General features: G+C 45.5%; 17 protein-coding genes and 2 pseudogenes. 5 read left to right on the top strand and 14 right to left on the bottom strand.

Annotated features, from left to right (window positions below; translation table 11 throughout):
* Positions 1-281: 281 nt before the first annotated feature.
* Both ACQRBJ_RS11320 and uvrA read left to right on the top strand, forming a co-directional pair.
* Positions 282-593 (top strand): annotated as a pseudogene (locus ACQRBJ_RS11320) (gliding motility-associated C-terminal domain-containing protein); the annotation flags it as partial.
* Positions 590-3,430: an excinuclease ABC subunit UvrA gene (gene uvrA / locus ACQRBJ_RS11315; RefSeq protein ID WP_445303667.1), complete on the top strand. Its 2,841-nt coding sequence runs from the start codon at positions 590-592 to the stop codon at positions 3,428-3,430. The pseudogene ACQRBJ_RS11320 and the gene uvrA, both read left to right, overlap by 4 nt.
* A 164-nt stretch (positions 3,431-3,594) precedes the next feature.
* Here uvrA and ACQRBJ_RS11310 read toward each other — a convergent pair whose 3' ends face one another.
* The 3 genes from ACQRBJ_RS11310 to ACQRBJ_RS11300 all read right to left on the bottom strand — a co-directional run bounded on the left by ACQRBJ_RS11310 (position 3,595) and on the right by ACQRBJ_RS11300 (position 7,441).
* Positions 3,595-5,025: an AAA family ATPase gene (locus ACQRBJ_RS11310; RefSeq protein ID WP_445303666.1), complete on the bottom strand. Its 1,431-nt coding sequence runs from the start codon at positions 5,023-5,025 to the stop codon at positions 3,595-3,597.
* Positions 5,026-5,282: 257 nt separating this feature from the next.
* The gene (locus ACQRBJ_RS11305; RefSeq protein WP_445303665.1) at positions 5,283-7,040 is read right to left on the bottom strand and encodes an ATP-binding protein; all 1,758 of its coding nucleotides are present in this window, start codon (positions 7,038-7,040) and stop codon (positions 5,283-5,285) included.
* Positions 7,041-7,081: 41 nt separating this feature from the next.
* On the bottom strand, positions 7,082-7,441 hold the full coding sequence (locus ACQRBJ_RS11300) for a DUF1016 N-terminal domain-containing protein (RefSeq protein WP_445303685.1): 360 nt from the start codon (positions 7,439-7,441) through the stop codon (positions 7,082-7,084).
* 604 nt (positions 7,442-8,045) lie between these two features.
* Here ACQRBJ_RS11300 and ACQRBJ_RS11295 point away from each other — a divergent pair.
* Positions 8,046-8,273: a type ISP restriction/modification enzyme gene (locus ACQRBJ_RS11295; RefSeq protein ID WP_441938538.1), complete on the top strand. Its 228-nt coding sequence runs from the start codon at positions 8,046-8,048 to the stop codon at positions 8,271-8,273.
* 771 nt (positions 8,274-9,044) lie between these two features.
* Here the strand turns inward: ACQRBJ_RS11295 and ACQRBJ_RS11290 are convergent.
* Complete coding sequence (locus tag ACQRBJ_RS11290) at positions 9,045-9,215, bottom strand: hypothetical protein (protein ID WP_441936834.1); 171 nt, start codon at positions 9,213-9,215, stop codon at positions 9,045-9,047.
* Between the two features lie 172 nt (positions 9,216-9,387).
* On the opposite strand from ACQRBJ_RS11290, the gene ACQRBJ_RS11285 reads away from it, so the two are divergent.
* A complete protein-coding gene (locus tag ACQRBJ_RS11285) occupies positions 9,388-9,690 on the top strand; it encodes a hypothetical protein (protein ID WP_441936832.1) in 303 nt (100 codons plus the stop codon).
* A 49-nt stretch (positions 9,691-9,739) separates the two neighbouring features.
* On the opposite strand, the gene ACQRBJ_RS11280 is transcribed toward ACQRBJ_RS11285, so the two are convergent.
* From ACQRBJ_RS11280 to ACQRBJ_RS11235, 10 genes and pseudogenes are all read right to left on the bottom strand, one after another.
* A complete protein-coding gene (locus ACQRBJ_RS11280; protein ID WP_441936831.1) occupies positions 9,740-11,413 on the bottom strand; it encodes a DUF262 domain-containing protein in 1,674 nt (557 codons plus the stop codon).
* Between the two features lie 11 nt (positions 11,414-11,424).
* Positions 11,425-11,925 (bottom strand): exonuclease domain-containing protein, encoded by a 501-nt coding sequence (locus ACQRBJ_RS11275; protein WP_445303664.1) that lies wholly within the window; start codon positions 11,923-11,925, stop codon positions 11,425-11,427.
* A gap of 24 nt (positions 11,926-11,949) precedes the next feature.
* Complete coding sequence (locus tag ACQRBJ_RS11270; RefSeq protein WP_445303663.1) at positions 11,950-13,407, bottom strand: hypothetical protein; 1,458 nt, start codon at positions 13,405-13,407, stop codon at positions 11,950-11,952.
* A 76-nt stretch (positions 13,408-13,483) separates the two neighbouring features.
* Positions 13,484-13,789 carry a hypothetical protein gene (locus ACQRBJ_RS11265; RefSeq protein ID WP_445303662.1) on the bottom strand — a complete coding sequence of 102 codons (306 nt, stop codon included), beginning with the start codon at positions 13,787-13,789 and terminating at the stop codon, positions 13,484-13,486.
* Between the two features lie 146 nt (positions 13,790-13,935).
* Positions 13,936-14,154: pseudogene (locus ACQRBJ_RS11260) on the bottom strand (DUF4491 family protein); the annotation flags it as partial.
* 22 nt (positions 14,155-14,176) lie between these two features.
* On the bottom strand, positions 14,177-15,526 hold the full coding sequence (gene hemG / locus ACQRBJ_RS11255; protein ID WP_004311707.1) for a protoporphyrinogen oxidase: 1,350 nt from the start codon (positions 15,524-15,526) through the stop codon (positions 14,177-14,179).
* Between the two features lie 14 nt (positions 15,527-15,540).
* Complete coding sequence (hemN, locus tag ACQRBJ_RS11250; protein ID WP_004311708.1) at positions 15,541-16,905, bottom strand: oxygen-independent coproporphyrinogen III oxidase; 1,365 nt, start codon at positions 16,903-16,905, stop codon at positions 15,541-15,543.
* Positions 16,895-18,130, bottom strand: coding sequence for an MFS transporter (locus ACQRBJ_RS11245; RefSeq protein ID WP_004311709.1), 1,236 nt, complete (start codon positions 18,128-18,130; stop codon positions 16,895-16,897). The genes hemN and ACQRBJ_RS11245 overlap by 11 nt, the downstream gene beginning before the upstream one ends.
* A gap of 7 nt (positions 18,131-18,137) precedes the next feature.
* Positions 18,138-20,216, bottom strand: coding sequence for a TonB-dependent receptor (locus tag ACQRBJ_RS11240; RefSeq protein WP_232509263.1), 2,079 nt, complete (start codon positions 20,214-20,216; stop codon positions 18,138-18,140).
* A gap of 79 nt (positions 20,217-20,295) precedes the next feature.
* The gene (locus tag ACQRBJ_RS11235; protein WP_032856201.1) at positions 20,296-20,478 is read right to left on the bottom strand and encodes a hypothetical protein; all 183 of its coding nucleotides are present in this window, start codon (positions 20,476-20,478) and stop codon (positions 20,296-20,298) included.
* Between ACQRBJ_RS11235 and ACQRBJ_RS11230 the strand changes: the two genes are divergently transcribed.
* Positions 20,422-20,556, top strand: coding sequence for a tyrosine-type recombinase/integrase (locus ACQRBJ_RS11230; protein WP_080558422.1), 135 nt, complete (start codon positions 20,422-20,424; stop codon positions 20,554-20,556). The two genes, ACQRBJ_RS11235 and ACQRBJ_RS11230, sit on opposite strands and share 57 nt — an antisense overlap.
* Positions 20,557-21,061 lie beyond the last annotated feature (505 nt).

Here is a 21,061-nt window from a genome sequence, read left to right as displayed (position 1 = left end):
CTTCATTAATTTTATATTCCTATCTTTCGGATTTCTGCAGATTTTGAGTCATTTTTCTGCCGATAATCTTCAGATTTCAATGTTTTCATTTGCAAAAATACAAAAAATCTTGCATTCTGCCCAAAATCTCTCAGCTTTTTATTATCTTTGCACAAATAATTCTTCAAATGAGACGAAAAATAAGTATACTTTGCATCTTGTTGCCACTTTTAACGTGCCAATTGCACGCTCAGGAAGTCAACGATGGCGAAGAGGGCAAACCGGAAGAGACACCACAGGTCAGCTCTCTTCTCATGCCGAATGCCTTCTCACCAAACGGAGACGGCATCAACGACATCTACAAACCCAAGAGCGGATACCAGAACATCACTGAGTTCCATGCCTACATATTTAATAGGTGGGGGCAGAAACTCTTTGAATGGACCGATCCGGCTACTGGATGGGACGGCACCTACAAGGGTAGTCCCGTCAAGAATGGCGTCTACTTCTGCCTCGTCAAGGCAAAAGGTGCAGATGGAAAGATATATAACTTCAAAAAAGATGTCAACCTGCTGAGGGGATACATCGAGAATCAAACTAATTCAGGACAATGATTTCAGAAGAAAAGATTAATGTTTGGGGAGCCAGGGTTCACAACCTCAAGAACATCGACGTGGAAATACCCCGCGACTCCCTCACCGTCATAACCGGACTTTCTGGTTCGGGCAAGTCATCACTGGCCTTCGACACCATCTTTGCCGAAGGTCAGCGGCGCTATATCGAGACGTTCTCTGCCTATGCCCGCAACTTCCTGGGCAACATGGAACGTCCGGATGTGGATAAGATTACAGGTCTCAGTCCGGTCATCAGCATCGAACAGAAGACCACCAACAAGAATCCCCGATCCACTGTGGGCACCACCACCGAGATCTACGATTACCTGCGTCTGCTCTATGCCCGTGCCGGTACTGCCTACAGCTACCGCAGCGGCGAGGAGATGGTGAAATATACCGAGGAACAGGTCATCGAGATGATTCTCAATGAGTATGCCGGCAAGGCTATCTACCTCCTCGCTCCCCTCGTCAGACAGCGCAAGGGTCATTACCGTGAACTCTTCGACAGCATGCGGCGCAAGGGTTATCTCTATGCCCGGGTGGATGGAGAGATTCTGGAGATTGTGCCGGGCATGAAGATTGACCGATACAAGAACCACAACATCGAGGTGGTGATAGACAAGCTCGAGGTGCGCGAAGCTGACGAAGAACGCATCCGCAAGAGCGTTTCCATCGCCATGAAACAAGGCGACGGCATGGTGGCTGTCATCGAGAAAGGCAGTCAGGAGATGAAGAATTTCTCCAAGCGACTGATGGACCCTGTTACCGGCATCGCCTACCAGGACCCTGCGCCTAACATGTTCTCCTTCAACTCGCCCGAAGGTGCCTGCCCTCACTGCAAGGGTCTGGGAAAGGTGAACCAGATTGACCTCAAGAAGGTCATCCCGGACGAAGACATGAGCATCTATGAGGGCGGTATTGTTCCGCTCGGGAAATACAAGAATCAGATGATTTTCTGGCAGATTGAGTCGCTCCTGTCAAAATACGACCTCAATCTCAAGACTCCTATCTGCAGAATTCCGAATATTGCCATGGAGGAAATTCTCTATGGTTCACTGGAAAACGTAAAGATAGATAAGGAGAAGGTGCATACTTCCACCGACTATTTCTGTGCCTACGATGGCGTCATCGACTATCTCAGGAAAGTGATGGAGAATGACGAAAGTAATGACGGCAAGAAATGGGCTGACCAGTTTATCTCTGTCGTTGAATGCCCGGAATGTCACGGTCTCCGACTCAAGCCGGAATCCCTGGCTTTCAGAATTTGGGATAAGAATATCTCCGAAGTGGCAAACCTGGACATCGATGAACTGCGCAACTGGCTGGAAGAGGTGGAACAGCATCTGCCTCCGATGAAAGCCAAGGTGGCTCACGAGATTATCAAGGAGTTGCGCTCCCGTGTCACCTTCCTCCTCGATGTGGGACTGAACTATCTCTCACTCAACCGTCAGTCGGCTTCGCTCTCAGGCGGTGAAAGTCAGCGCATCCGCCTTGCCACACAGATTGGCAGCCAGCTGGTCAATGTGCTCTATATCCTCGATGAGCCGAGCATCGGTCTGCACCAGCGCGACAACGAACGCCTCCTCAACAGTCTCAAGGAACTGCGCGACCTGGGCAATACGGTCATCGTCGTAGAACATGACGAGGATATGATGCGGGCTGCCGACTGGATTGTAGACATCGGTCCGAAGGCGGGTCGCAAGGGTGGCGAAGTAGTCTTTCAGGGTACTCCTGCCGAAATGCTCAAGACCGATACCATCACCGCCCAGTATCTCAATGGCAAGATGGCTATCGAGGTTCCTGCCGTACGTCGTGAAGGCAATGGAAAGCACATCACCATCCGGGGAGCCAGGGGCAACAACCTGAAGGGAGTAGACGTTGACTACCCTCTCGGCAAACTCATCGTGGTTACGGGAGTGAGCGGTTCGGGCAAATCTACCCTCGTCAACGAGACTCTCCAGCCTATCCTCTCCCAGCATTTCTATCGCAGTCTGAAGAAGCCGATGCCGTATGACAGTATCGAGGGTATCGACAATATAGATAAGGTGGTGAATGTAGACCAGAGTCCTATCGGCAGAACGCCTCGCAGCAATCCAGCCACCTATACCGGTGTCTTCAGCGATATCCGCAGTCTTTTCGTTGGCTTGCCGGAAGCGAAGATCCGTGGTTACAAGCCGGGCAGATTCTCCTTCAACGTGAAGGGTGGAAGATGTGAGGAATGTAAGGGAAATGGTTACAAGACCATCGAGATGAATTTCCTCCCGGATGTCTACGTACCTTGCGAGGTTTGTCATGGCAAGCGATACAACCGTGAGACCCTGGAGGTGAGATATAAGGGCAAGAGCATCGCCGACGTACTGGATATGACCATCAACCAGGCGGTGGAATTCTTCGAGAACGTGCCGCAGATTCTCAACAAGATCAAAGCGTTGCAGAATGTAGGTCTCGGCTATATCAAACTGGGACAGAGCAGTACCACCCTCTCCGGTGGTGAGAGTCAGCGAGTAAAACTTGCCACCGAACTCTCCAAGCGAGACACGGGCAAGACGCTCTACATCCTGGACGAGCCAACCACCGGTCTCCACTTCGAGGACATCCGCATCCTGATGAATGTATTGCAGAAGCTGATAGACCGTGGCAATACAGTCATCATCATCGAGCACAATCTGGATGTCATCAAGCTAGCCGACTGGCTCATCGACATGGGTCCAGAAGGTGGTAGAGGTGGCGGCGAGCTTCTCTTTGCCGGCACACCGGAAGACATGGTGAAGGCGAAGAAGGGCTATACCTACAAGTTCCTCGCCCCATTGCTGAAGAAATCAGGGAAACCTGAATAATTCTGATATGATCTTGGAAGTAAGATAAATAAGAATCCCCCAACCTACTGTTTCCAGCAGGTTGGGGTTTTTTGTTTCGTTACAGAGTATAAATCCGTCGGAACGCCTCAATTCATAGTATATCATCATGACTGAAGAAAGAATTCCCCTACCCCAGAATGTTATCAAAACAAATCATTGAGCACCACTTCGTTCTGGGCTATGCCCGAATACATATTCCGCTGAAGACCATAACTGCTGATAAACGTCAGCTGTATCGACTTTCGAGTCTTCGTTTCCTCCATAAAACGGACGATTTTGTTTCTCAGAATCTTCTCGTAATCCCTATTGATGGCAAACTCACTTTCCGAAAACTTCATTTCGCAAAGATTGATGGTATTGTCACCACGCTCTATCACCATGTCTATCTGAGCTGCCCGCTCCGCCGACCCGGCATCACTCTTGCTTCGCCAGGAATACAACTGGGTAGCCACACCGGAAATACCCAACCGCTGCTTCACCTGGTCGATATGATTCATCGCCAATATCTCGAAAGAAACTCCAGCCCAGGCATAAAAACGGGGCGTGCGCTGCAACTTGCTCCAATACAGAAGATTACGGAAAGAACTATCGCGCAGGAAACGGAAATAGAACAAGGTGAAGAAATCTACCAACTGATAGAGAGACTTTCGGGTGGAACAGCCATAGTTGACATTCTTTCTGATGAAACCGCAGGATTCCAGATTGTCGAGAATCGTGGTCAACGATTTGCCCGACTTCATCCCGGTGGCATCGGCTATTTCCGAGCGCATCATACCATAACCACGCTCGTTCAGGCATTCTACCACCTTGACGTATGCCTCAGAATCCTTGAACAGAGAGCGATAGAGAATCGTAAACTCATTATACAACTGCCCATTGGGATTGAACAGCAGACGGTCTATATTCTGAGCCAAACTTAACCGTTCATCCAAAAGATTCAGATAATATGGGATTCCTCCCAATATCATATAAAGTTCTGCCAGTTCATATCTGGACAACATCATCCCCTTAGTCTTCAGGAAAGCTTCCGACTCCCCAAGAGAAAAAGGCTGCAGGAAAAGACGATGGGTAAGACGACCATAAAGTCCGCCATGGTTATTGATGAGTTTATCCATCATCCAGGAAGTGGCAGAGCCACAGACTATCAGAACGATGTCACGACGTGCCGAAGCCCATCCATTCCAGAAATGTTCCAAGGCTGAAATAAAATTAGAGCCCGCAGTATCCATCCAAGGCAGTTCGTCGAGAAAAACCACCTTGCGTTCTATCCCGTTTAAAGAATCGAGATAAGTGATAAGCATTTCAAAAGCATCGATCCAGTCGTGGGGAACAGAGGTTACATTCCTGTCGTAACGTCGAAGCGTATAAAAGAAGTTTTTCAACTGCTCCTGTGTGTTTCCACCAGCCAATCCTGATGTCTGAAACACCATTTCCTGTTCAAAATATTCGCGCACAAGAAACGTTTTTCCCACTCTGCGGCGTCCACATACAGCCACAAATTCCGACTGCCTTGACTCGAAAATATGCGCCAGGGTATCTTGTTCACTTTTTCTGCCTATGATATTATTCTTCATCTTCGTATTCTCCTACTTTAATTTCTAACCATTTGCAAAAATAGCAAGAAAAAAGCAATTATTGGCTAATTCTTATATAACTTTTAGCCAATAACGGCTATTTTTAAGCATTATTGGCTAAAAAAGCAGCACATTTAGCCAATAACGATAAAAAACTGCAAATTGCCAAACATTAACTGCTTCGTCGGAGTATAAATCCGTCGGAACGCCTCAATTCATTGTATATCATCATGACTGAAGAAAGAATTCTATGTATCTCAACAAGCCACTTCCTCCATCCTCACCAACTTGCCAGCAACAAACTGCATGATGATTTTATGGAGCGTTGTACCTTGACGCAGAGCCTCGACCCTTGGAGCTACGGCATATCGCTTGATTTGCGCCTCTGCCTCTTGCCATTGTGCTTCTGCCTTGGAGAGTTTGCCGTCCTCAGGCTTTGATTCGTAATCTTTCTTCGACAACACCTTCAGTTCCAGGATATAACTATGTTTGGTAGCATAATGAGTAAGGTTTGGCAAAAGGAAAAAATCACAATAGCCATGGTTCAACTCAAGTTCCGGTGCAGTATAATAGTAATTATTCAAATTCAGATATGCCATGAAGAAACCTTGAAGATTGCGTTCCGACTCGATACCGTCACGAACAGATGAAACCTGGGAATAGGCATCAGCCATAAACTGTAATCCTTCACGCCACTTACCTTCAAGTGCCATGTAGGTAAACAGAATTTTCATCTGGTTCAAGTCCACAAACTTTTCCTCCTGATATTGTTCCAACAAATAGCCATAATACTGTTTACGGACATTATTGTTTGGAATGCCCAATATCATCATATCACCAAAAGTCCCCTTTATAGTAAGCATACCATAATAGAACAGCAAACTGGTGAATGTTTGAGGGTTAGTCAACCTACTGGCAGGGAATGTCTCTTCCAGGGTTGTCACTATCTGCCCCGTCTCAGCTATCGTGCGGATGACACCCTTGCGGTCACCATCCAACTTATCCAACTGAAGCAGCTTCTTCATCTTGTTGTAGTCTGTCTTCGTGTTTGGATCTATCATTTGCTTCGGAGCTTCCCCCCTATCTATATAATTTCGGAGATAATAGATGACCATATCACTATTGAACACCTTACTCTGAGTATGCAAAGCATCCTCAGAGAAACAATAGTTATCATACCAAGGCTTCATTTCGTCTATCATCACCTCGATATCACTTGTTGCAGGAATGCCTCCCACTTCTTTGTAATAAGTAAACATATTTCGCACTTCTTCCTGAGAGAAGCCCAACATCTGATTAAACTCCGGCTTGGTGGAGATATGCCAACCAATATTGAATCCACTCGTCACATCGTCCAAGGTTACAGGACTGACACCTGTGATGAAGATACGCTCAAACATACCCTTGAACTTCTTGAAGACATCACGGTAGAAGCCGTCGGCATGGGTGATTGCCCAATATACATTCTCACCCTGCTCATTGAGCACGGTATTGGTGAAATTGTCATATTCATCGATGATCAGATAGAGAGGAATGCCCTTGGCTGCAGTCTCATCCTGAAGCAAAGCCAGTTTCTCCGTACCAGAATCCGACTGAAAGAACCTCTTCTTAAAATCTGCCAGATAAAACTCTTGGTAAACTCGCATGAAGCCGTCCAATTTAACACGCAGATACATATTGAAGTTTTCCTCCAACTTTTCGATACCACCACCCACATACGAGAAATCAAGGTGAAGAATCTGATACTTCCCCTGTAAAGGAGTAGGATGCTTGCCTACCCATAAATCACCGAAAAGAGTTTGGAATTTCTCTTTCTTGCTACAGTCATAGTAAGCATGGAGCATACTCAGGAATATGCTCTTACCAAAACGACGTGGACGAATGAAGAAGATGTTGCTTGGTTGGTTTTCCAACAAAGGCAAATACATCGTCTTATCCACATAATATTGATTTTGTTCTATAACGGCCTCAAAGTCATTGATGCCGTAAGGCAAACGTTTCATATTCTGATTCATGATTGCTCCTTTTATAATTTACATTTGCAAAAATAAGAAAATTATCTGATTATACCAAAGAATTTACCCGGATTTTCTTGCTTAATTCGAATAAATGTCTTATCTTTACAAAAAGATAGGCGGCGCTCGGCAATTTGAAAGCAAACTTTCATTGCGCTCGCTGGCACTATCTTTGCAAATAATATAAATTGAATATTGTATGAAACAGGTAGAAGAATGCAACAAGGTTCTCGAACTTTCCAGCCTTCTTTGATGCATTCCTTATAATAGAACTGCATTTCTAGCGAATTGTCACACTTCAACAGTTCAAAATAATGGCTCCATGTCAATTTTGGGGACGCTGTCCCCAAAATTGGAAAAGCAAGGTAAAACTTACTCCTTAACTCCTTTAACTTCCTGATATGCGAAAGTTCAGTTATGAGCCCACTTTAAAAAGTTATTTTTGATAATTCTTCCAAAAGTAACCATCTGATAATCAAATGGGGTTATAGAAAAAAAGACCCAAAACTACTTTTTAAAGTGGACTCAATATATGATATCTTTGAATCTTTTGATTTTCGAATAAAAAGCCCTGCCGGCTTTCACAAGCTGGCAGGGATAATTATAAGTAAAAGATGTAATTCGCTATTCTGATTTCACTTAGAAAATCATCTTATAGTCCTTACTGCTACCATCTGTCAATTCTATGTGTATGATTTGAATGCCTGTGGCTATGCTCGCCTTTAAACACCTTGAACCATTTCCCTGTACCCTGCTGATGATTCTGCCATTCAGGTCTATGACCTTAACACTCTTGAGCAGACCGCAGGCAGATTGCACGAGGACAGAAGAACCTTCCTGAACAATACTGATGCACTGATCTGTATCGAAGAAAACATCAACGTTCTTTTCAACACATTAAACGATGCGATGAAAGAACTGGCAGAAGAATAAGAGAAAAGCATCATTGATGACGAGCACAGCACCAGATTCGAGAACCTTATCTATCGTGCCCTGTCAAGTGGCTTGATTACAGAATCCAAGGCTGCCGTCTTACTCAACAAAACGACAGAAGAAGTTTGGCGATATTATATTGGAGGATACCAAATAGCAGAGAAATGGCTTAAAGACAGAAAAGGCACAGAGCTAGACTTCAACGCCATCATCCACTATTCAAACATATTGTATGTTTCGGCACATAATGAGCCACTAGCGGAGGGGGCAGAGAAAGAGGCCTGGTTTCTGCATCATTAATCTGTTTGCTGATAAGGAATGTATCAGAGATCAAAGGCTGTCTTTTGCCTGTAACTGAGTAGAGTATATCTGTCTGCGTAGTTCCGACATTTGGAGAAAAAAGAGATCGAAGTAAGGAACAAAAATAAAATATAGATATAAAGAAAGTAATACCCCAATGCTGTAAGCATGCAATAAAGCAATAGACAAATAGCGCAATACCTATATAGATATAAAAGTTAAGGGCGCTCTATCCTTTAGGAAGGAGCGCCCTTTTCTTATCATCTGACAGGAAGCCCTATCTTGTTACACACATAACAAAGCGAGAAAAATGATATATATAAATTATTGCTACAAAAAACAACATATTTAATAGCAAAATGTCATTTTCAAGGCTAAAAAACAAGTGGTTGACCCATATCAAGAAAAACATATTGCAATGATATTTCTCGGCAAAAGATGCCGTTATTCGATAAAAAAGTGTTAACTTTGCACTCGTATTTAAGGAATAACAAATAATAAATTTTAAAAAGGTTAATAATTATGATGACTATTTTTACAATGGCTTTCGCCGCAGTTATGTTTTCAGGTATGTTTTTTTGCATGGGCATGTTCTTGAAACACGTAGTAAACTCAATTCCAGAAATGACTAACATGAGCCATTCTGTTAGCTTGAGCAAGTAAGAATAGAACACTACGATATACATAATATATATATGAATCACTTTAGAAATAGAGAGAGATTTATATAAAGATGGGGCGGGTTCCTTTTACGGAACTCGCCCCTCTTGCTTAATATTCCATCGAGAAGGTGATACCTCTTCGCATCATATCCTTCACAGTTGGCTTCAGTCTTGTCAGGAAGCCCTCCCATGAACGGTTCTTCTGGAAACTCCATCCTGCCTCTGCCAAAGCTAGCGAACGAGGATATGCCTGATAGCACGCCATGCAAAAGTGACACATCCAGGCTGAATCTTCTTGAAATCGGTCTCATACCAGAACATCGGAGTCTTGTGATACTGGGTACGGAGCAAGTCGATGATGCGGTCGAAGAGAAAAGTCAGTAACTTATGAACCGTTACTTGGCAAGCAACAGATAATCAATAAGATTTGGACACAGGCTGGCATGAAGGCGTTGGCAGAGATAGCAGACATCTATCCACGTATGACGAGCATTCACGACAGCAGCCTATTTGACGATAGCTTCGCAATGGACTTCATTAATTATGGCGACAAAATTATCTATTGTGAAATGTACCTGTATGTTGGCTACATCAACGAGGCAACCAACTTTGCTGAAAGCCAAAGTGGCGGTGGCAGCGATACCAAAGACTGGAGACGTGAGAAGGACGAAGATGAGATAGAATGGATAAGACGGTATTTGCGGCAAGCAACTCGGATGGTAAAGCCCAAGTGCGGACGAAAAATAAAGCGATAGATATGCAGCCTCAATGGAAGGTGTAGACTTCCATTGAGGTCATAATTTGTTAGAATGTTGCCATCACAAAATCAACAATAAGCTCTTTTCTTTTGTCAATTTTAGCCTTATCCCAAAGATGATCCTGTTCCGTCATGTTACGGATTTCCTGTTGCTGGAGTAACTGGGTATAGGTGTTTCGTTTAGCTTCAAAAGTAATGTTTCCGATAGATTCGTTATGATGGCCAGAAAGCAGCAAGTAGTTTCCGAGGCAATTTAGATACGACTCTCTAAATTCATCATCGTATGGGCAATAGCCATTATTTGCATCTTGATTTTCTGTATTTGGAGCAATATGCTCACACTGAGATTTCTCCACTGCATCATAACGTTTCAGCCCATAGCCAGACTTGCCCTTTTCTATGAGGTGATTCTCATAAAGCCAAAGGATGATTTTGGCAATGCCATGCCCTCCATCGAAATTGCCTTCAAGCATACGCTTGAACTCCACGTTGTTCCAATAATCCCACCATCCGTCTGTTGTAGTCTTCATCCATCCTATATGATTAACAACAGCATGAACGTCACCTTCAAATTTCTTGAAGACATCATTCAATCTCCATGTGAGTACAGCACGTGTACCAATAACTCTGTGACGCAAGAATATAGAGGTTAGAGCCTTGGCTAATAATCTGAAATCGTCATCAGAAACGCCATTGCTATAAGCCTTGATTACAAATGGAAAAATAATAGCAGGCTGGCCGATAATCCACAGTGTGTGTGCCATAATATCCGTTTGCTCGTTGTGGAAGAAAACGGTCATTTGTTCAAAACTGTCAGCAAGCGAATGGGTGAAACTGCGAATGAATTTGATGCGTGAATCATCTTTCCCTAATTCTTCATCCACTTTTTGCAAGGCATTGCTTGCATCCAGGCTATTGAAGTACACACGCAAAGTGTATGTGAGTATATCATCTTCATCTATATTACCTTCTATCTTTGATATAGATTTGTAGATGTGTTCAAAGCGATTCTTTACCTCGCTTATCAACTCTGCTTTCTCATCCTCCGATGTACAATAAAGATGAATATTGTATAGGAACTGCGCTTTGATTATTTCAAGATTGGACGGTTTTTTGCCACGGTTGTTCTGGAAGATGAACATTTGGATGGCTTCAGCCTCGTCCTTTACTGTATGCGTAGTGCAAGTGGCATTTACGACTGCGTCTAATATATCGTGCAATGACTCCTCGTCATAGGTGTTCAGTTGACTCACAAAGTAGTCGTAAGCCGCAACAATACGTTTTTGTGATTCTGTCTCCAACCCATTACGGTCAGTTTTTATTTTATTGATGACATAGTCACGGAACAATTGATTGTCGTAATCAACAGTAGAGAATCTGTAGGTTTGTCCGACTTTCACAAGAGTGCCATAAAGAAAAACGTCATCCTCAGACAAAGCCCCTGCCAACTCTTCCAATCTTCTGTAGATAGCGGAGATGAATATAGTAATAGTGGTCAGACGCTGTTGACCGTCAATGATGGCAAAATTGCGACTGCCTTTATCCTCGAACAGAAAATGTCCGAAATAATAACTTGATGCCGTATGGCTTTCTACATAATCCTGCAAGTCCACAAGAAACTGCTTTGTCTGCTTGTCTTCCCAGGAATATGCTCTTTGATATGTCGGGACAAAGATTTTGTTGCCCGACAGCATTTGATTTATAGTTGTTGAAGCGTCCATAATGAAAACATTTAAAAGTCAATGAGTTTAATTGCAATGGCAGTGCAAGCTTCCGCATCAGCCATTGCATGGTGATGTTTGGTGAGGTCATATCCACAATATGCGGCAACAGTTTGAAGTTGATGATTGGGAAGTTTGTCCCCCAACAATTTTCTTGAAGCACGGCATGTGCAGTAAAATCTATACCCAGGATATTCCATGTCGTATGCCTCAAATGCAGCCTTCAGGCAACTCTCGTCAAACGAACTGTTGTGGGCAACCAATGGTAAGCCCTGGATATGCGGTGCAATTTCTGCCCATACTTCTGGAAAATCCATAGCATCATCAGTGTCCGCATTGGTCATTCCATGCACTTCTGTACACCAGTAAGTGTAGAAATTGGGAGTCGGCTTTATCAGCTGATACAGCTTGTCCGTTACCTTGCCATTGCGCACAACTACCACTCCAACACTGCACACGCTGGAGCGGTGCTGGTTGGCTGTCTCAAAGTCAATTGCTGCAAAACTTTTCATATTCGAAAAATCTTTTTCTGTTAGTCAATTGGCGGATGATGGTACAGATTCGGATATCAGTTTTATCCAATGCTGCAGTTTGTTTCCTACGACCTTTGGATCTAACGAGCCTGTTTCTTCCAAGTTGATGAAGCAGTCTTCTTGAATTTCGCTGATTCTGTCTGCCAATCCGATTCCATTCAAAGTTTGTTTGAGCAGTTCTCTGTCGTTAGCCCTATTGCCCAACTGAATGATTGCTGATTCCTTACCCTCAATAGGCATAGTATCCATATAGATTTTCCCTTCCGCATCATTCTGGTATTCACAGGCAAGAGTAGACCAATACCAAGTGAACAAATACCAGTCTTTCTGCTTGCCTACAGCCTTCATCCAACGGGTTGTAAGATCATTCTTCATGATAACAGATTGCAGGTATTCCACCTTGTCTATAATATACTTCCGTAGTTCTAAGGAAGATTCAAATTTCTGCAAGAATTCTCCTTGTGGAGTGTCAAAACATAATGGCGGATATTCCCACCATTCTCCATATCTTCTTCGACCTCCATTCTTCCATTTCAGGCATTGTGAGAAATTGGAATCATTCTCATAACTCGCCTCCAAATAGTAATGACCATCATGAAATCCCATGTATATTTCGCCTAGAACACCATCTTCCCTCTTCAGCCACAAAGGACGTTCCTCGGTTATTGGCTCGGGGTTTACTGTCCATCCTGCGTTTTCCCATCTTTCAATAGCTTTTTCCCATAAACTCCCAAGATTGCCTGTACTTTCTTTCTCTATGCTATTTGCCTTTGGGTTATTGTCGTCAGCAAGTTCTGGGTTATTTTGAGTTGTTGCTTGCGTTATTAGCGTTGATATATTAGAAAGCAAATTTACATCAACAACGAGATGCTCCTTTGGGGAATCTTCACCCTCATTTGCATTTTGATATGCATCGTCAAATTTCTTAATCGCATAGTCCCTGTCTTCTTTGTCGAATTTTTCAAATTCATCTGGATACAAATCCTGTCTGAATGCTTCTACCACATCAAATAGACTGGCTATTAGTGCTGTCTGCGGAGTATGTTCATCACCTTTGTTTGGACAAGTGCTTTTTATCACGCCATTTACTGCGTCACTTATAGTCTTGATGAATTTAGGGTCACAATGCATAGCTACAAGAGATGTCTGGAATTGAAGCTCCATCTTCTCACTGTCGGTTAATTTTCCGTCTTTTACGGCTTTGTAGAGACTGTTGAGAAAATTCTGATATATTTTCAATTTTTCCTCGAATATTTTAGAATCCCGTTTCAACGTTCCCTCTTTTTTGGTTTGTCCCTGAAGAAGCACCTGTGTTATGGTTGCCGTAATGACGACACCTAATATCGCAGCCATGATTCTGCCTGGCAATTCAAAATCCGTAAAAACATTGAAAGCTACCGCAATAGCACATATCATACAAGCAGCAATTGCTGTGTATGTAAAGAATCTTTTGTTTTCCATAAAAGAGCTATTTTTTCTGGTGTCATAAACACAAACTCCCCATTATGACAGTGGAGAGTTTGTTGGTTACTAAATTTTATCTTGCAGCACGAGTGCTTATCTTCTTTCCCCAAGCATCATATGTATCAAGCCATGAACTTCGTCTGACGATAAACTGATCAGCACAGATAGAAACAAAGTTGCCGATGTTTGTTGAGATAGTTTTGATTTTATTGCCTTGCTCGTCATAAGTGTCATACCAACCGCTTCTCCTAACAATGAAAAAACGGTCACTCCATCCCAGCAGTTCTCCGATGTTGTGAGAAATAGTTTTTGCTTTTTTACCTCGTGCATCGAATATATCATACCAACCGCTTCGATGCTCAATACTTGATATTGCCATATTGCAAATGTTTTTTTGCCAATGGCTACCATGTTGGCTTGTTTTACAAAAGGTTAGTATATATACATGAAAACGTGGAGCCAATCCTGTCACTCGTTCCACGCAGTAAAGGCTCTGGCATCGCCCAAGTTGTCGAAACGAGCAACGCCGATGCCCCATAGGGCGGAAGCACCGAACACACCAAGGAATGAGGAGATATAGACATTGCTGATGAAGAGTGCTGCCACGCAACAGCTGATGCCAACGAGCAGATAGATCACCCAGGGACGAGTGCCAAAATAATATTCTGTCTTGATGACGATAGGATGCCAGAGACCTATCGTTAGAAAGGTCATCGCGGCTATGATAATACCTGTGAAATACATATTTTATTCTTTTGGTTAGATCTTATTTCCATGTTTCAGCAATCGCAGCGCCTTGATGGATGCGGTTACCCATACCAATACCGTCGCGCATGTTACCAGCCAACACCAGTCCCTTGTATTGGTTTTGTAGTTCCTCGATCAGTCTGAACCGTTCTCCACTGTCGCTCCAGTACTGGGGAATGGCATGTTGGTGACGGAAGATCCGGATGAAGTCGGGTTGTACATCTGACGGATATTTCAGCATCGAGTGGAAGGCTTCCAATACGATCTGACGAATCTCGTCGTCGCTCTTCTGCAAATAGTCGGTATGACGGGCACCTCCGATGAAGTATGAGTAAAGTGCTCCGCCCTCTGGCGCACGGCCTTCGAAGCATGATGACGGGAAGAGGATTCCAAGCACACGTTTCTGTTCCTTGCTGGGTACCAGACCACCGAAAGCGGGGAAGTCCAAACCCCTGGCATCACGGATGCCGACACAGACCTGAATAATGGGCGCATAGAACAACTGGGTGAATGGTTTGAGTCGCTCAGCAGGGATAAATGGCAGCAATGCCGGCAGGGCATAGGAGCCCACGGTGGTGACCACGCGCTGGCATCTGATTTCCTCCGAGCCGTTGAAGGTGACAGACCACTCTCCCCCATCTGCAGGCCGTATTTTTACATTATTGGCATCGAGGATGATATCAAGTCCTTTGGCCATCGCATCTACCATCTGACTCAAGCCGCCCACAGCCGAGAACACCTTCTTGGTGGCCAGTCTGTCGCGATCCGTCTTGGGCTCTTTGGCCTTCGCCATCGCACCACGGATGAAACTGCCGTAGTTGGCTTCGAGATTATAGAGTTTCGGCAGGGCATAACGGGTGGTGAGCTTCATCGGATCGCCAGCATAGACACCTGACACAAACGGATCGACGGCATATTCGTAGAACGACTTACCCAGACGACGTTGCGCCAAGGCACCTACCGGTTCATCAGGATCAGTGCCTCGTTTGCGCCAAGGCTCTCCAAGGATTCGGAATTTGTCGGATAGACGGAACAGCGGTGTGGTGATGGCACTCAACGGACCCGACGGCAGCGCATGAAACTGGTTGCCCTTCCAGATAAGACGCCGTTTCGAGGATTCCCTGGCAATCTCCAGTTCACAGTCACCAGCCAGATCATTGAACAGTTCCACGACCTCAGGGAAGGATACCACACCCGTATTGGGGCCGCTCTCAAACACAAAGCCATCCTCCTGATAAGTTCGGATCTGGCCTCCGATCCTACTTTCTTTTTCGACAATCACGACATCGTGGCCTTTTTTCTTCAGGTTGTGGGCCGTGCTGAGTCCTGTCAGACCGGCTCCTATAATGACAATTCCTCGATTCTGCATGATCAATAGCTTTTTTAAATGGGATTAGAAAAATGTTTGTCTGTATGCTGCATCAACGGGTCGAGGGCGGCAGCCACACAGCGCACAAACGGACGGCCGTCGGTATTGACGGTGATGTGATGGTCGTCAAACACCAGAATACCGTCGGATGCCATTTCCCTCAGACGTTCCTCGTCGTAATGACAGGTCTTGCGCAGCTGGGCGACGGATGTGCCCGTCCGCTCTGCCACATCGTTCCAGTCGAGAGTGTAGTTACACATCAGCGTCTCCACCACTTCACGGATCAGCTTCTGCTCTGCTGAGAGCTGGTAGCCACGACTAGTGTAGAGACGGTCCTTGCCAATCGTTTCGATATAGGCTTTGATTTCGCGTCCGTTCTGGGCATAGGCATCGTCGAGCTGACTAATGGCGGTCACGCCGAAGGCATAGACCTGCGCTGTGGTGCGACGGGTGCAGTAGCCCTGGAAGTTACGATGCAGCCTTCCCGTCTGCAGGGCTGTGTAGAGTTCATCATCCGGCAGCACGAAGTGATCCAGTCCGATGCTCTGATAGCCTGCCTGCCTTAATATCTCCGAGGCTGTCTCATACATCCGGTTTTTCTCTTCCGTCGCAGGCAAGCCCATACGATCGAGTATCTGCTGACGGGGGAAGAGTTTGGGTAGATGGGCATAGGAGAATGTGACCAGACGGTCAGGGCGCAACGCTGAAGCCTGTTCGATGGTCTTTCGGAAGGAGTCCACGCTCTGTAATGGCAATCCATAGATAAAGTCAAAGTTGACAGTCGCTCCCGAGGCCCTCAGAATCTGGAGGATCTCTTGTAAGGGCAACAGTGACGGACGACGGTTGACTGCTTTCAGCACCTCTTCTTTCATATCCTGAATACCAATGCTATAGCGGGTAAATCCGCATGCGGTGAGCTGTTGCCAGTCGTGCTCGGACAGATAGCCAGGATGGCACTCAATCGCAATCTCAGGACTTGCTATCGTGGGTGCAATACTGAGCAGATGATCGTTGAGTTCCTTGAGCATCGGAATGGGAATCGACGTCGGACTGCCACCACCATAGTGTATCTGTGAGATCTGCCGACTGTTGTCAATATGACGGGCCACCAGGTCGATCTCCCGATGCAGCGCCCCCACATAGGCCTCCACCGTCTCTGGCTTAGCAGCAGGATAGGAGTTACAGCCACAGTAATGACACAGGTGACGACAGAAGGGAATATGCAGATAAAACGATATCTGATTCTGACGGGCCGAATCCGATGCGTTGACGGCACACAGATAATCGGTTTCGGAAAACTCGCCAAAATAGTTGGCTGGCGGATAACTCGTGTATCGCGGTACTGGACGGTTGTATTTTTGAATAATCTCAGGCTGCATTTTTCTTTCTGAAAACGGTTAATATATAAAGCAGCGACAGGGCTGCGATAAAGCATTCTGTGAGGAAAAGGCCATGATAGCCGAAGTGGTCGGCCATGCTGCCGCTGACAGCTGCCATGATGATACCACTCAGGTGGGTCAGTACGGTCTGGATGGTGAAGTCGGTACCTTCGCGCCCCTTACGCACGCACTCCATCGCTGAGGTATAGACCACGATGGTGGCCATACCGTAGCTGGCCCACATTAGCACGATGCCCAAGTAGAGCAACAGTGTTGAAGGCTGCTCGAGATAGGACATGGTGAGGAAATAGACGGTTGTCAACAGGACAAAGCAGGCGAAGAGCAGTCGGGCTGTGTAGATGCCGATACGGCGCACAATGAATCCGGCACCAAAGGAGGCGCAGAATGCCGCAGAAGTGCCCACGATGCCACTCATCACACCAATCTCCTTCATGGAATAGCCCAGGTCAACCAGCCAGGGGCGCATCATCGACAAGATACCCACGATACTGGCATAATAGAGCAACAGGAAGCCGATCTGTCTCCAGATACTGCGCTGCGTGAAAAACGAGGCAAAGTCCGTCAGCCGCGCCCGTTCTTGAGGGTTCTTGACTATCATCCCGGTATCACGCCTCATGATAAGCGGCACCAACATCAGTAACACAAATACACCCAAGCACATCGTCACCGTCTGCCAGCCATACTCATGGAGTACCACCAGCAATAGACCGCTACCCACCAAGACACCCCCGAAGCTACCCATCGACTGCATACTGTTCACCATACTCTTATCCCTTCCGCCATGCATCAGGATGGCCAAGGCATCAGTAGCGATATCCTGAGTAGCAGATGCCACCAGCGACAGGCACACTAAGGCAATGATCAGATACAGGTTGTCGCCGATATCCAATAGGCCTGCCAAGATGATAAACAGGGCATAGACACACTCGCTGCCGATGATACAGCGGCGGAAGTCACGTCCCGTCAGACAACGACGATCGACGATGGGTGACCAGAGGAATTTCAGGACCCAAGGCAACTTCACCAGCTGCAACAGTCCGATGGTGGCCAGCGAATAATGAGCCTCACGCATCATCACCTGTAAGGCGGTAGCGAAGAAGCTGGAAGGGAGACTTTGGGCAATATAAAGACAGAAGAACATCGGTAATCCAATGCCTCTGCCGTCACGACTGATATGGTTGTTTTCTTGGTTTCCTTGTTGCATACCTTATTTATATATCAAATATCAGAGAAGTTCCGAAAGAGACAGGACGTCCTTTCTGACCATAGGCAGCACTATCCTTGAAGTAATAGGTCAGGTAGTCGGTATCTGTCAGGTTCTTGCCCCACAACTCCCATGTCACAGGGCCGAAGGTGGCACTCGCCTTGGCGTTCAACAAGGCATAGAAGCGCTGGCTTACCAGATTGTCCTCATTCCAGTAGATCTTTCCCATACCGTTCAGACCGACACTCAGTACCAAACGGTCCATGATGCCCTGACGCGGCGTGATGGTATAACTGCCGTTCAACGACAACGTGTGTCGCGGCACAAGCGGCAGCATGTTACCTGTGTAACTCACGGTCTCGCTCTTCTGATAATCCAAGAAGCGGGCATAAGTATAGCCATAGCTCAGTCTCAGCGTCAACGGTTGTACCGGACGGGCTATCAACGACAATTCCACGCCCTTACTGTCGGAGTGACCTGCATTGCGGGTGATATTGCCTACGCCTGGTACGGTCTGAGTGATCTGTTGATGGTGCCAATCTACGTAGAAGAGTGTCAGTTCCATCTGCAGGGCATGGTCGAAGAACGATGTCTTGGTACCCACCTCGTAATTCCAGTTGTACTCCGGGTCATAGGTGCGCTCATCATCCTGAAGGAAAGTGGAATTAAAGCCACCCGTCTTATAACTTCTTGTCACCGAGACGTAGAAGAGTTGTTCTTCGGTGGTCAGGTATTCTATCGAGAACTTCGGTGTCAGCTGCGTAAAGTTAAGCTTGCTATTATAAGTATCCTCAAGATTACCCAATGTCGTAGCCCAGGCAGCAGTGCGATAGGCCTGATAGTCCTCCTTGGCATGTTCGTAGTCGAAACGCAGACCCACACGAGCTTTCAATCCGCCTACGATTCTTAATGACGACTGGTGATAGACTGACACACCCGTGGTAGGCGAGTCGTAGAACTTCGGGGTGCAGTAATCCTGAGCAATGTAGGTCGTACTGAGATTCTTTTTATAGCTGTCGCTGAAGAAGAAGGCACCCACCATCCACTGATAACGACTATCGCTTGTCGATTTCAGGGTCAGTTCTTCACTAAAGATATTCTGACGCACACCCTGTTTCACCCAATAGAGATCCTTCGGCGAAAAATCCTGGTCGATACCCATCTGATCATCTATATACTGATAGGCAGTCTGACTGTTCAGGCTAAATCCGTTGCCCGTATAGCAGGCATTCAGACCCGCGGTGGTAATCTGGCGCAAATAGGAGCTGTAGCGGTTGTAGTTGATCTCACCAGTCTCACCAGTCTCTGCATCATAAATGGCATAAGGATAACCACCCTGATCGCTGTTACGATAGCTGATGTCAGCAGTAATCTGCCAACGCTGGGCAGGTCTCCAAAACACTCTGCCACGCAGATAGCCCTCGTTGAACTTGTCAACCTTACTACCATCGAACGCATTGCGGAAGAAACCATCGTTATGATGATAGCTGCCGTTCACGGCAAATCCAAACTTGTCGCTTACCTTATTATAATGATAGGCATTCACAACGGCATCGTTGTAACGACCATAGCCAAGCTTCACCCGTGTACCCTGATAATCGAATGGCGAGTGGGTATAGGCATTGATGATACCACCGATACAATTACGTCCGTAAAGTGTGCCCTGCGGTCCACGCAACACCTCCAGAGACGACAAGTCAAACAGGTCGTCATCGAAAGCAGAGCGCTCCATGTGAGGCACGCCATCCACATAAAATCCCACGGTGGGACCATTGGTCTTCGATCCTACGCCACGCACAAATACGGGCGATGTCTGTCGGCTACCGTATTCCGGTATATAGAAATTTGGCACCGTGTATCCTAGATCCTTTATACTAGTCATCTCCGTCTGACGCACAAAAAAACTGGAAAGAACGGTTTCCGAGATCGCTTCGCGTCTGGGAGCATCTTGTTTGAAGCCTATCACTTCCACACCTTCCATATCTACATAGCGGGCCACCGTCGTATCTGTCTCCTCTTCTATCTCGTCAGCAAAGACACTAAACGGGCAAAATAACATCATTAATAATGTAAACTTCAATTTCATTTCTTTTTGTCTTGGTTTGTTTTTACGCTGCAAAGGTATAGCTTTTATCGATACTGCACAATCCCCATTTATATGGATTTTAACTATATTCAGCATGATAGAACCAACTTATTAAAACCTTTGGCAGTCTTCGGGACTTGCAAATAGGCTCGTAGATAGCCTTTTTATTAATGTCACCTTTCACTTCCTTCGCCACACATTCGCCATGCAACTTCTGGATAAAGGAGTTGACATATACACGATTACCGCGCTTCTTGGCCATAGGCAGGTTTCAAGCACACAGAACTATGCGAAGATAACTCCCAAGAAGGTACTTGAAGCCATCATGAAGATAGGATAAGACATATCTTCAGCTTTATATAAGTTCGGCAATAATGTTGATTTGTTGCCGAATTTATGTTTTCAAAATGACCTCATAAAAAGGAAAATAAGGCTGGATATAAGGAAAAGGTTATTAGGTTTGCACCAAAAGCCTGTAAATCGAATAGTCTTTTGCCGTCAAAAAAGAGAGAAGGGAAACTCGGTTTACTTGAACAAAGAATAGTTTAGTTTATACCCATATTAAATATCCATAACCTAAACTAAACCTTTTATCTTCCGACAATGAAACCTTGTCATCAAATACGGTTCTCAAAAAAGCAATAGAAATAACAATGAGCATCACTAAAGAGCACAACAGATTCATTCCTTGCTCGCTTCTCAGCGATTGCAAGAATGGCAAAAATCTGCGTTAAAAAGTGTAAACGTGCAAAGAACTGGAAAATCGATTTTGCAGATGTTTGCATTTTCTTTTTTTGACGGCAGTCATATTTGCAGATTTTTGCCTATTTTGCGTCCCCCCCCCA

It is taken from the genome of Prevotella sp. SGI.167 (genome assembly GCF_050313615.1).
Taxonomy (GTDB): Bacteria; Bacteroidota; Bacteroidia; order Bacteroidales; family Bacteroidaceae; genus Prevotella.
Note: the sequence above shows the minus strand (reverse complement) of the source record. Positions and strands in the feature narration are given on the sequence as shown.